The 11,607-nt window shown below is 31.8% G+C and carries 13 protein-coding genes; 4 read left to right on the top strand and 9 right to left on the bottom strand.

All coding sequences use genetic code 11. The features are described from left to right. The first annotated feature begins 20 nt into the window (after positions 1-20). The 3 genes from N5D46_RS02490 (at position 21) to N5D46_RS02480 (ending at position 3,404) form a co-directional block, all read left to right on the top strand. On the top strand, positions 21-989 hold the full coding sequence (locus N5D46_RS02490; RefSeq protein WP_280049100.1) for a PASTA domain-containing protein: 969 nt from the start codon (positions 21-23) through the stop codon (positions 987-989). 11 nt (positions 990-1,000) lie between these two features. Next, the gene (locus N5D46_RS02485) at positions 1,001-2,092 is read left to right on the top strand and encodes an RluA family pseudouridine synthase (RefSeq protein ID WP_280049099.1); all 1,092 of its coding nucleotides are present in this window, start codon (positions 1,001-1,003) and stop codon (positions 2,090-2,092) included. A gap of 76 nt (positions 2,093-2,168) precedes the next feature. Further along, entirely contained in the window at positions 2,169-3,404 is a 1,236-nt protein-coding gene (locus N5D46_RS02480) for a DEAD/DEAH box helicase (protein ID WP_280049098.1), read from the top strand. Positions 3,405-3,464: 60 nt separating this feature from the next. Here the strand turns inward: N5D46_RS02480 and N5D46_RS02475 are convergent, their stop codons facing one another. The 7 genes from N5D46_RS02475 to N5D46_RS02445 all read right to left on the bottom strand — a co-directional run bounded on the left by N5D46_RS02475 (position 3,465) and on the right by N5D46_RS02445 (position 9,503). Further along, on the bottom strand, positions 3,465-4,625 hold the full coding sequence (locus N5D46_RS02475; RefSeq protein ID WP_280049097.1) for a dicarboxylate/amino acid:cation symporter: 1,161 nt from the start codon (positions 4,623-4,625) through the stop codon (positions 3,465-3,467). A 123-nt stretch (positions 4,626-4,748) separates the two neighbouring features. Next, on the bottom strand, positions 4,749-5,060 hold the full coding sequence (locus N5D46_RS02470) for a GIY-YIG nuclease family protein (protein WP_038331876.1): 312 nt from the start codon (positions 5,058-5,060) through the stop codon (positions 4,749-4,751). A 93-nt stretch (positions 5,061-5,153) separates the two neighbouring features. Further along, positions 5,154-6,413, bottom strand: a complete 1,260-nt coding sequence (locus N5D46_RS02465) for a CinA family nicotinamide mononucleotide deamidase-related protein (RefSeq protein WP_280049096.1) — start codon at positions 6,411-6,413, stop codon at positions 5,154-5,156. 55 nt (positions 6,414-6,468) lie between these two features. Further along, on the bottom strand, positions 6,469-7,227 hold the full coding sequence (locus N5D46_RS02460; RefSeq protein WP_280049095.1) for a GLPGLI family protein: 759 nt from the start codon (positions 7,225-7,227) through the stop codon (positions 6,469-6,471). Between the two features lie 5 nt (positions 7,228-7,232). Beyond that, positions 7,233-8,006, bottom strand: coding sequence for a GLPGLI family protein (locus N5D46_RS02455; RefSeq protein WP_280049094.1), 774 nt, complete (start codon positions 8,004-8,006; stop codon positions 7,233-7,235). A gap of 81 nt (positions 8,007-8,087) precedes the next feature. After that, entirely contained in the window at positions 8,088-8,957 is an 870-nt protein-coding gene (lipA, locus tag N5D46_RS02450; protein ID WP_280049093.1) for a lipoyl synthase, read from the bottom strand. 39 nt (positions 8,958-8,996) lie between these two features. Further along, positions 8,997-9,503 carry a methylated-DNA--[protein]-cysteine S-methyltransferase gene (locus tag N5D46_RS02445; RefSeq protein WP_280049092.1) on the bottom strand — a complete coding sequence of 169 codons (507 nt, stop codon included), beginning with the start codon at positions 9,501-9,503 and terminating at the stop codon, positions 8,997-8,999. Between the two features lie 85 nt (positions 9,504-9,588). Between N5D46_RS02445 and N5D46_RS02440 the strand changes: the two genes are divergently transcribed. Beyond that, complete coding sequence (locus N5D46_RS02440; protein ID WP_280049091.1) at positions 9,589-10,044, top strand: copper resistance protein NlpE; 456 nt, start codon at positions 9,589-9,591, stop codon at positions 10,042-10,044. Positions 10,045-10,098: 54 nt separating this feature from the next. Here the strand turns inward: N5D46_RS02440 and N5D46_RS02435 are convergent, their stop codons facing one another. Next, entirely contained in the window at positions 10,099-10,503 is a 405-nt protein-coding gene (locus tag N5D46_RS02435; protein ID WP_280049090.1) for an NUDIX domain-containing protein, read from the bottom strand. Between the two features lie 3 nt (positions 10,504-10,506). After that, positions 10,507-11,520 (bottom strand): UDP-glucose 4-epimerase GalE, encoded by a 1,014-nt coding sequence (gene galE / locus N5D46_RS02430; RefSeq protein ID WP_125348631.1) that lies wholly within the window; start codon positions 11,518-11,520, stop codon positions 10,507-10,509. Positions 11,521-11,607 lie beyond the last annotated feature (87 nt).

The following is an 11,607-nucleotide window of genomic DNA, read 5'->3' as shown; positions in this document are numbered from 1 at the left end:
TGCGACAATTTATCATTTCAATGAAAGGAGTAAAATCAATCATTCAAGTTTTGCTGAATGTAGCTATTGTAATAGCGCTATCATTTGGGCTTTACCATTTTATTTTTAACATTTGGTTAGATTCGTATACAAATCACAATGAATTTGTTGAAGTTCCGGATTTATCTAAAATGAATATTACTGATGCTACAGCTAAGTTAGAAGAACTTGGTTTGACATATGAAGTAGATAGTTCTCGTTTTGATCCAAATACGAAACCTTTTGCTATTATGGATTTTTATCCTGCAGCAGAATCGCGTGTAAAAGAAGGTCGTCGTATCTTTATTAAGTCAAATCCGAAAACATATCGTCCAGTTGAATTACCAGATTTAGTTGGAAAATCAAAACGTTTAGCCTTTACACAATTAGAAATTTCTGGTCTTAAAATTGGAAAAATAATTTACGAACCAGATTTAGCAAAAGATGCAGTTCTTAAAATATTATACAACGGAAAAATTGTAAAAGCAGGAGAACAATTACCTCGTTTTGCGACAGTTGATTTGGTATTAGGACGCGGAATGTTATCTGGTGTTAGAATGCCTAATTTGGTTAATTTAACATTGACAGAAGCTAAAAAATCAATCAAAGATAATTTCTTCGAGATTGGTCAAATCAAATTTATTGGAGCTTCTCATGACACAATCAACGCAAGAGTTGTTTATCAATTCCCATTTGCTACGGATACTTACGATCAAGGTCAACCAATTGATATTTGGTTATCAACAGAACCTCGCGATAAAATTAGAACGCAGTTAAAAGAATTGGATGTTCAGTACAAAAACTTTGGCGAAGATACAATTAGCGGTTCTCAATATAGAGATATTATAACACAAAAAGCTGAACAGCAGATCAAAGATATGCAACAACAGCAACAACAAAATAATCCGACAACAGAACAGCCAAAGCCTACAGAAGCGCCTAAAGCTCCAGAAGAGATTATTATAGAATAGAAAGAGAATAAATGACAGAAGATTTAGAAGATTTCTTACAAGAGGAAAACGACAATAAATTATACGAGCATTTTTCAATAACGGTTGACAAAGGTCAATCGTTATTGCGTATAGACAAGTTCTTAATGGTTAGAATTGAGAACGCGACAAGAAATAAAATTCAACAAGCAGCTGATAACGGAAACATTTTAGTGAACAATGAATCTGTAAAATCGAATTACAAAGTAAAGCCTGGAGATTTTATTCAGATTATGTTAGAAACTCCTCCACGTGAGAATGAAGTTATAGCAGAAGATATTCCGATCAAAATTATTTACGAAGATGATCAAGTTGTCGTAATTGATAAAGAACCTGGAATGGTTGTACACCCTGGACATGGAAATTATACAGGAACTTTGGTAAATGCCTTAAAGTTTCATTTTGATAATTTACCATCAATGTCAGATCAGATGGAACGTCCTGGTTTGGTACACCGTATCGATAAAGACACAAGCGGACTTTTGGTTATTGCGAAGACAGAAGTTGCGATGACAAGTTTAGCAGAACAATTTGCAGCTCACACAACAGACCGTTTATACAATGCTTTGGTTTGGGGAGTTTTGGCAGAACAAGAAGGAACAATTACAGGACATATTGGTCGACACTTAAAAGATCGTATGCAAATGGCAGTTTTTCCTGATGGAGATCAAGGTAAACATGCTGTGACACATTATAAAGTAATGGAGAATTTTTCTTATGTTACATTGGTCGAATGTAAATTAGAAACTGGTCGTACACATCAAATTCGTGCGCATTTCAAACATTTGGGTCATCCATTATTCAATGATGCTCGTTATGGTGGAGATCGCATTTTGAAAGGAACAACATTCAACAAATACAAACAGTTTGTTGACAATTGTTTCGCTGCTTGTCCTCGCCAAGCTTTACACGCACGCACATTAGGATTTGATCATCCTACAACAGGAGAACGTATGTATTTCGAATCCCCGATGCCTGCTGATATGATAGATATTTTAGAACGTTGGAGAAATTATTCGGCAAACTCTGTTCATGCAACAGAACCTGAGGAAAAAATTGATCGCAACGCAAAAGAAATGGAATAGATTTATTTTTAATTATAAAGCACTTCTACGGAAGTGCTTATCTATTTCTATATAAAAACTTACACGATTTTAATCAATGAATTTTTCAGAATTAAATATAATTGAACCAATTTTAAAAGCAATTGATGAGGCTGGATATACAGAACCAACCGAAATTCAAGAGCAATCTATTCCTTTAGTTTTAGAAGGAAATGATATTATTGGTTGTGCACAAACAGGAACAGGAAAAACAGCATCTTTCGCAATTCCTATTCTACAAAACTTAACAAATTCTCCGAGTAAAGGAAGAAAAATTAGAACATTAATTTTAACGCCAACACGTGAATTAGCCATTCAAATCAACGAAAGTTTTAAATTATATGGTAAAAATTTACCATTAAAACATTTAGCGATTTTTGGAGGTGTTAATCAAAATCCACAAATTGGAGCCATCAAAAATGGTGTTGATATTTTAATTGCAACGCCTGGTCGTTTGTTGGATTTGATTGGACAAGGACATTTAAAAATTAATCAAATAGAGATTTTTGTTTTAGATGAAGCCGATCGTATGTTGGATATGGGATTTGTTCATGAAATCAAAAAGATTTTAGAAATCATTCCAAAAGAAAGACAATCACTTTTCTTCTCGGCAACGATGCCAAAAAACATTCGAAAATTTTCTCATTCAGTTCTTCGTCGTCCAAAAGAAGTCAGCGTGGCACCTGTTTCTTCGACTGCCGAAACAGTTGAGCAATTTGTTTATCATGTAGACAAAGACATGAAAGTAAAACTTTTGGTTAGCATTTTAAACGAGCATCCAGAAGATCGTACCTTGATTTTTACACGTACAAAACACGGCGCAAATCGTTTGGTAAGCCACTTGGAAAAAGCAGGAATCCCTGCTGCGGCAATTCATGGTGATAAATCTCAAAATGCAAGACAACGTGCTTTAAATGATTTCAAAGAAGAAAAATTAAAAGTATTAATTGCCACTGATATTGCTGCTCGTGGAATCGATATTGATCAATTACCTTATGTGATCAATTACGAATTACCGAATGTTCCTGAAACATATGTACACCGAATCGGACGTACTGGTCGTGCGGGACGCGAAGGAAAAGCAATTTCTTTATGTGCTGCTGACGAAAGAGGTGATTTGGCAAATATTGAGAAATTGATTGGTAATTATGTGACGGTGATTAAAACACCAAAAGAGTTTTATAAATTACCTGACGCAAATAGTAACAATAATAATTTCAAGAAAAATAATACAGGTTTTAAACCCAAAAAAGATACGAAACCAAAGAATCCTCATCGAGGAAGAAGAAAATAAAGCAAAAAAAATCACTTCGAGACGAAGTGATTTTTTTATATTTTCATAGTTGAGTTAAAATTATTTCTCTTCAGCATATTTATCTACAATCATGCTCAATGCGCCATCAGTTGTAATATTACACGCCGTTCCAAAACTATCCTGCAATGCGAAAATAGTCAAGATCAAAGCTACTCCAGCTTCATCAAACCCTAAAACATTTGAAATTAATCCTAACGAAGCGACAACTGTTCCACCTGGAACTCCTGGTGCACCAACTGCAAAAACGCCTAAAAGCAAAACAAAAGTTACCATTGTTCCTAAATCAGGAATATGACCATACAATACTTGCGAAACCGTCATCACAAAGAAAACTTCTGTCAAAACCGAACCACATAAATGTGTATTCGAGAAAAATGGAATCGTAAAATTAGCAATCGTTGGTTTGATTACTTTACTATCGTCAACTGCTTTCACAGCAATACCCAAAGATGCAGCAGAAGACATTGTTCCAACAGCCGTTAAATAGACAGGAGGATAATGTTTTAGTAGTTTGAATGGATTTGTTTTATGATAAAACCCTGCGATTGTATACATTAATGTCATCCAAATAAAATGACCAATAATAACGATTAAAATTACTTTCAAGAAAACTGGTAATTGTTTTTCAATAGAACCTTCATAACTCAAAATTGCAAAATTTGCAGCAATGAAAAAAGGTAAAATTGGAATCAAAACTTTATTTACCAAAAGAATTACAATGTCTTTAAATTGATCAAAAATATTTTCTAATTCCTTCGCTTTTGTAATCAAAATTCCCATTCCTAGCATCAACGAAATAACCAACGCTGTCATCACCGAAAAAATTGGCGGAATATCTAATTGAAATAAAATTTTTGGAACTTCTCGCAACGAATCCACCGAAGTTGGAATGGATAAATTTGGAATGATTTGATAACCCGCAATCATCGAAAACAACCCCGCTCCTATCGAAGATAAATAGGCAATTAACAATGAAAAACCTACGATTTTAGCTGAACCTTCGCTTAATTTCGTAATTGAAGAAACAATAAAACCGATTATAATTAACGGAACCAAAAAGAAGATTAATTGTCCTGTAAAATATTTTAAGGATAAAACAATTTGAATTGTATTTTCGTTCAGATAATTTCCTAAAACCAAACCGGCAATCACACCCAAAAGCAATCGAAATAATGTATTGCTCGCAATCTTTTTTAACATTTGACACAAAATTTGCGACAAATATAAACTCTATTAATTTAATAGACTAAATATATTTTAGGAAATATTTTAAATCTTTGAAATTATATGAATTAAAAAAAGTTCAAAATAAAAAGAACATTGTCACTCTGAGCCTGTCGAAGAGTCTTTTCTATTTTTTGATAATAAAGGTAAATCTTCAAATCTATTATTAATTAAAGCTTCTTTTTTAGCTCTACTCCAACCTTTCAATTTCTTCTCAAAAATTATTGCATAGTTTACGTCTAAAAATTCTTGATTAAAAACTAGTTCAACTGGTCTTCTCGAAAAAGTATAACTCATAGAATCTATTCCATCGTTATGCTCATTAATTCTTTTTTGGAGATTATTTGTCACCCCTACATAATACGAATTGTCAGAACATTTTATAATGTAGACATAATATATTTTTCTCATAAACAAAGCTTTATTCTTCGACAGGCTCAGAATGACCGCAGTATTATTTTATAATCTTTTCATATCACTCTGGTTTGCCCAAGAGTCATTATTTTAACACTCCTCTCTCACAAACTGAATTGCTAAATTCAGCGCATTATTGGAAACAATTTTAATGAATTCTTCTCGATCTAAATAGGGATAAAAATATTTTTTATTCAATGTTGAATGACCATTTGTAACAGAAATCCAAACCGTTCCAACTTCTTTTCCATCTTCGCCTTTGTTTGGACCAGCGACACCAGTTGTAGAAATACTAATATCCGTTTTTAATTGATTTCGAACACCTTTTGCCATTTGTTCAGCAATCTGTTCCGAAACTACTGTAAATTCATCAATGTCAGATTGATTCACATTTAGCAAATTTACTTTTACAGAAGTGTTGTACGAAACAATTGTTCCAAAATAATAAGTAGAACTTCCCGAAACAGACGTGATCAAACTTGCTATATTTCCTCCAGTACAACTTTCGGCAGTCGAAATTGTCAATCCTTTTTCTTTTAAAATATCACCCAAAATTTGCTGCGCATTTCCTGAATTTTCAGAAACTAGAAATTCTCCTGCAATTAATTTGAATTGATTGATTTGATGCTGAATTTCATTTTGTAAAAATTCTTTATCTGTTCCAAACGCTGAAAATCGTAAATCAATAGAAGTTCGGTTTGGTAAATATGCCAAATGAATAAATTCGGGCAAATTATTCTCCCAATTTTCAACCAAGAGAGCCAAGTCACTTTCTGGAATTCCACTGACCAAAATATCACGATGAACAATAGTTTCTGATTGAAATTGGTTTTGTAATCTCGGAATAATTTCGTCACGCATCAAACCTTTCATTTCAAAAGGAACGCCTGGTAAATTGATGATAATTTTATCATTAATTGTAGTCCAAAGACATGGTGCTGTTCCATATTTGTTCTGAATAAATATAGACTTTTCTGGAATTAACGCTTGATCTTGATTCAAACTATTTAACTCTTTTACGTAACCTCTGGCAACAAATAATTGAACAATATTTTCTAAAATTTTAGGTTCTTGAACCAATTCACAATTTAAAAATTGACACAAAGCTGCTTTGGTTTTATCATCTTTTGTCGGTCCTAAACCTCCTGTTACAATTACAATATCTGATTTTGATATGCCACGTTGAAATCCTTCAATTATATGTTGCAATTCATCTTTTACAGAAATAATTTCTTCCACTTCAATCCCAATCGTATTCAATTGTTTGGCGATAAATGCAGAATTAGTATCTACAATTTGACCAATTAATATCTCGTCACCAATTGTGAGTAATGTCGCTTTAATTTTCATACATAAAAAAACTTGCTTAAAGTTAAGCAAGTTTGATTTCATTATTTATATGATTTTATTTTCTATCTACACCTTGATTATGTAATTCGCGCTGTTTTTGATTATCCTCTTCAATCATTCTCATAAATTCTGAATAGGATACCTTTTGTAACTTATTATTTATTGTAAAAATTGGTGCTTTTTTTAATTCTTTTTTCTTTGTCGCATTCCACGAAATCATCACTTCTACATCATCTTTCGTGTATTTATAATGCAATTCTAAAATCAAACCTTTTGTACCATAATATTTATCTGGCGAATACGAATAAGGAATTGAAGGCGCATACCAAGCAATAACTTCAACATCTTTGTATTTCCCGATTGCTTCTTTGGTTTCGATTCCAAGAATAGTTTTACTTTTTCCGGTGTCATTAAAATTTACATAATTCAGCGAATCATAAATGATCATTTTCTTTACAAACAAATCTGTTTCATTGTAAAAAACTTTCTCTTTGTAATCAAAAATTGGTTTTTCTCCTATATCTGGACTAATTCCCATTGAACCTCCTTGTGCTTGTTGAGAATTATCTATTTTTTGAATATTCACTGATTGACTTTGAGTTTTATTATAGGAAAATTGATAATTAATCGAAGGAATATTTTTAGACATTTCTAAAACTTCGTCTCTTTGTTTTTGATCTGGATAATATTGCTTCATCTCTTCTAAAGCTTTATCCGTAAAATGAATTTGAGGTTTTACTTCAAAATCTATTTCATAAAATTGTGCTTGTACAAAACTTGAAATGAGAATGATTAGTATTAATAGTTTTTTCATGTTAATTATTTTTTATCAACTCCTTCGCTATTGTTTCTCAATTCATTCATTTTTTTATTAGCTTCATCATAAATTGCATCAGTTTGATTTGCTTTTACCTCAATTCCTTTTTTAGGCACACTTATTTTAGGCGATTTTTTAGATTCTTTTTTAGCAATTGCTAACCAAGAATTGATCATTTCCGAATTATCAAAATTTAATTTATAGTGTAACTCTAAAATAAAACCTTTTGAAGTCGTATAAATATCAGGTGTATATAAATATGGAATATCTTTTGTGTACCAAACAATTATATCTATATCGTTTAATTTCCCTGTAGCTTCATAAGCTTTAAAACCAATAATATCCTTTGTTTTTCCTGTATCAGTAATATTAATCGGTATTAAATTATCTTTAACTAAATAATTTTTACCATAAACGTCTATTTCGTATGAGAATTGATTCAATTTATAATCATTTACAACAATCCCTCCCATATTCATTGGTACTTTAGAAATCATAGATTCATTATCTTGATTATTATTTATACGACGAATATATTCCGATTTACTTAACGATTCATTGTAAATAAACTTAAATGTTTCCTTTGGTGGATTTTGATTCATCTCAATCATTTTCTTGATTTGCAGCTTATCACCGCCAACTGCTTCTTCAAACCATTTTAATCCTTCTTCATTGTAATGCGTTTGAACTTGTGTTTCGTAAGTAATTTCATAAAACTGCGCTTGCGCAAAACTTGAAATAATAATGATGATAATTAGTGTTAAGAAGTTTTTCATAATTGTAATTTATATTTTAAAAATAAAAAAAAAAAGTTACAAATCATTGCAACTCTTCTAAATATTAAATTTAAATTATTTTTATAAAATATGTTTCTCAGCGTGGTAAGAAGAACGAACCAATGGGCCAGATTCTACATGACGGAATCCTAATCCACGTGCGAAATCTTCGTATTTTTTGAATTGTTCTGGCGTGATAAACTCTTTCAAAGGCAAATGTTTTTTCGTTGGTTGTAAATATTGACCAATTGTAATGACATCTACATTTGCATCAGCAACTTCCTGAATTGTTTCGAAAACTTCGTCTTCAAACTCACCCAAACCAAGCATAATTCCTGTCTTTGTACGACGTTGACCTGCTTCTTTTGCATAACGTAAAACTTCTAACGAACGATCATATTTTGCTTGTATACGAACTTCGCGCGTTAAACGACGAACCGTTTCCATATTATGAGAAAGCACTTCTGGAGCAGCTTCTACAATACGATTGATGTGTTTTTCGATTCCTTGAAAATCTGGAATCAATGTTTCCATCGTTGTTCCTGGGCTAATTCTACGAACAGCATGTATTGTTTCTGCCCAAATAATCGATCCCATATCTTTTAAATCATCACGGTCAACAGAAGTTAAAACCGCATGTTTTATTTGCATTAATTTGATAGAACGTGCAACTTTTTCTGGTTCTGCCCAATCCACTTGCTCTGGACGACCAGTTTTCACACCACAAAAACCGCATGAACGCGTACACACATTTCCCAAAATCATAAATGTTGCAGTTCCTTCACCCCAACATTCGCCCATATTAGGACAACTTCCACTTTGGCAAATTGTGTTCAATTTATATTTATCAACTAAACCTCTTAATTCACGATGTTTTTTCCCTGTAGGCAATTTTACACGCAACCATTCAGGTTTTTTTACTCTTCCATCTGGTAATAGCTCAACACTCATATATTACTTTTCTGATTGGCTAATTTACAATTTATTTTTCTAAAATAAATTCAATTGTTGCGATTCTAATTCTAACAAAAATTGTTTGCGTTTCTTTCCGCCTGCATATCCAGTTAACGAACCATCCGAACCAATTACACGATGACAAGGTACTATGATTGCAATTTTGTTTTTCCCGTTCGCATTTGCAACTGCTCGTATCGCTAATAAATCTCCAACAGCTATCGATTGATCTTTGTATGATCTTGTTTCTCCAAACGGAATTTTGATTAATTCGTTCCAAACTTTTTTCTGGAAATCTGTTCCAATCAAATCAAGCGGAATGGTAAATTCTTTTAAATTTCCTTTAAAATAATTGTTCAATTCAGTTTCTAAACGATTCAAAATTTCATCTTCTTTTTCTAAAATATCACCCAAGTTTTCTATTTCTTTGAGTTGTTTTTCGGTCGATTTTCCATCAAAAAACTCTAACATACAAAGTCCTTTTTCCGACTTTATTGCAAGCATTTCTCCAAGAGGTGTTTGTATTTTTTTTGAGTGAAACATTTTATAAAATTTTAGTTGAAAGTTAGAAAAATATAGTCGTAATTTGGTATCAAATTTGTTGTTAAAAATATCATAAAATTAATTTATGAAAAAATCTATATTCGCGAGTATTTTCGCATCCTTCATTATATTCTCTTGCCAATCAAAAGGTGTTCAACAAGAACAAAAAAACAATAGTATTGATAATGCTATTCCTGCTATTGTAGCTATGGCAGAACATAATTCTAAAAACTCTTTGAATTGGGCTGGAAAATATGAAGGAACTTTACCTTGCGCCGATTGCGAGGGAATAAAATATATTGTTGAATTGAAAAAAGATGGTAACTTTTTTATTGAACAAGAATATTTAGGAAAAGAAACGGTTTACCAAGACGAAGGATTTTATAAATGGGATGCTTCTGGAAATGTTTTACATTTAAATTCGAATGTAAGTCCATTAGTGTTGAAAGTTGAAGAAAATAGATTGAAAGTTTTGGATCAACAAGGAAAAGAAATTACAGGAAATTTGAAAGATAAATACATCTTGAAAAAGACTAAATAATAAAAAATAAAAGGCAATCTCGATTACGGATTGCCTTCTATTTTTGAAATTATTTTAGTTCAATAAATGATCTTTTGTTAATTTTTCAAAAACTTTAATTACACCAATTACTTGAATTTCTTCTTGTAAATATTCTTCAAAAGTAAAATAGTTGTAAGCTTCAATTTCGTTTGTTGGTTTTATTTCTTCGTTCAAATCGTACAAAAAACAATCTTGTTCCATCAAAAGATCCTGTTCTCCATATGCTTCAGCTGTAATATGACAATAAAAATTGAGCTCATCTTTTACCAAATCCAAACTCAATTCTTCTTTTATTTCTCTTACCAAAGCTGTTTCAGAATTTTCACCTTTATCAATTTTTCCACCTGGTAAATACCACGCTTTTTTATTTTTACTAAATGTCAAAAGCAGTTTATTATTTTTAATAACTAATAAACCCGCTGTTGGTAATTGAATCATCTTTTATTTTTCTAAACTTTTTTGCCATTCCCAAGCAGTACGCATACTTTCTGACAATTTTGTTTCAGGTTTCCACCCTAATTCTTTTTCTGCTAAAGAGTTATTTGCATAAGCTTCGATAATATCTCCTGCGCGACGCTCTTTGATTTCGTATTTCAATTTCAAATCATTGGCATCTTCAAATGCGTGAACAACTTCTAAAACCGTAGATCCTGTTCCCGTTCCAAGATTAAAGAATTCTAGCTTTGCTTTATTTTTATTTTCGATCAAACGAGTTACCGCTTTTACGTGTGCATCAGCCAAATCATTTACATTAATATAATCACGAATTGCCGTTCCGTCACGCGTTGGATAATCATCTCCCCAAACCGATAATGCTTCTCTGATTCCAGCTGCAGTTTGTGTAACATAAGGAATTAGATTATTTGGAATTCCTTTTGGTAATTCTCCAATTTTAGCAGTTGGATGCGCACCTACTGGATTGAAATAACGTAAACAAATCACATTTTTATCAAAGGCTGCTGAGAAATCTTCTAAAATTTCCTCTCCCATTTGTTTCGTTTTTCCATAAGGAGATTCAGGTTTTTTCAGTGGAGTTTGCTCGTCAATAGGCATTTTATCCGCTTGTCCGTAAACTGTACAAGACGAACTAAAAATAATATTATCTGTATCAAAATCTTTCATTGCATCCAAAAGATTAATTAAACCTAAAAGATTATTTCGATAATACATCAACGGTTTTTCAACAGATTCTCCAACTGCTTTATGCGCTGCGAAGTTGATAATTCCATCTATTTTATTTGTTTTGAAAAATTCGTTTACTTTTTCTTGATCTTTTAAATCAATCTCGAAATAAGTTGGTTTTGTTCCAGTAATAGAAGTAATTTTGTCCAACACGCCAATTTCTGTGTTCGACAAGTCGTCTATAATCACAACTTCATAACCTGCATTTTGTAAAGCAACAACTGTGTGCGAACCAATGTAACCCAAACCTCCAGTTACTAATATTTTACTCATTTTTAATATTTAGTTTTTATAGTGAAATCAAATTTAGGAAAATAAAAAAGCTTCTGAAACTAATCAGAAGCTTTTTCGTATTATTTT

Source organism: Empedobacter sp. GD03865 (assembly GCF_029840775.1).
Classification (GTDB): Bacteria; Bacteroidota; Bacteroidia; order Flavobacteriales; family Weeksellaceae; genus Empedobacter; species Empedobacter falsenii_B.
This window is presented reverse-complemented; position numbering and strand designations above follow the sequence as displayed.

Bases quoted from the DNA above. Each gene is read 5' to 3' on its own strand.
- galE (WP_125348631.1), bottom strand. From the start codon at position 11,520: ATGAGTAAAATATTAGTAACTGGAGGTTTGGGTTACATTGGTTCGCAC.
- N5D46_RS02465 (WP_280049096.1), bottom strand. From the start codon at position 6,413: ATGAAAATTAAAGCGACATTACTCACAATTGGTGACGAGATATTAATT.
- N5D46_RS02480 (WP_280049098.1), top strand. From the start codon at position 2,169: ATGAATTTTTCAGAATTAAATATAATTGAACCAATTTTAAAAGCAATT.
- N5D46_RS02455 (WP_280049094.1), bottom strand. From the start codon at position 8,006: ATGAAAAACTTCTTAACACTAATTATCATCATTATTATTTCAAGTTTT.
- N5D46_RS02485 (WP_280049099.1), top strand. From the start codon at position 1,001: ATGACAGAAGATTTAGAAGATTTCTTACAAGAGGAAAACGACAATAAA.
- N5D46_RS02435 (WP_280049090.1), bottom strand. From the start codon at position 10,503: ATGATTCAATTACCAACAGCGGGTTTATTAGTTATTAAAAATAATAAA.
- N5D46_RS02440 (WP_280049091.1), top strand. From the start codon at position 9,589: ATGAAAAAATCTATATTCGCGAGTATTTTCGCATCCTTCATTATATTC.
- N5D46_RS02445 (WP_280049092.1), bottom strand. From the start codon at position 9,503: ATGTTTCACTCAAAAAAAATACAAACACCTCTTGGAGAAATGCTTGCA.
- N5D46_RS02460 (WP_280049095.1), bottom strand. From the start codon at position 7,227: ATGAAAAAACTATTAATACTAATCATTCTCATTTCAAGTTTTGTACAA.
- lipA (WP_280049093.1), bottom strand. From the start codon at position 8,957: ATGAGTGTTGAGCTATTACCAGATGGAAGAGTAAAAAAACCTGAATGG.
- N5D46_RS02475 (WP_280049097.1), bottom strand. From the start codon at position 4,625: ATGTTAAAAAAGATTGCGAGCAATACATTATTTCGATTGCTTTTGGGT.
- N5D46_RS02470 (WP_038331876.1), bottom strand. From the start codon at position 5,060: ATGAGAAAAATATATTATGTCTACATTATAAAATGTTCTGACAATTCG.
- N5D46_RS02490 (WP_280049100.1), top strand. From the start codon at position 21: ATGAAAGGAGTAAAATCAATCATTCAAGTTTTGCTGAATGTAGCTATT.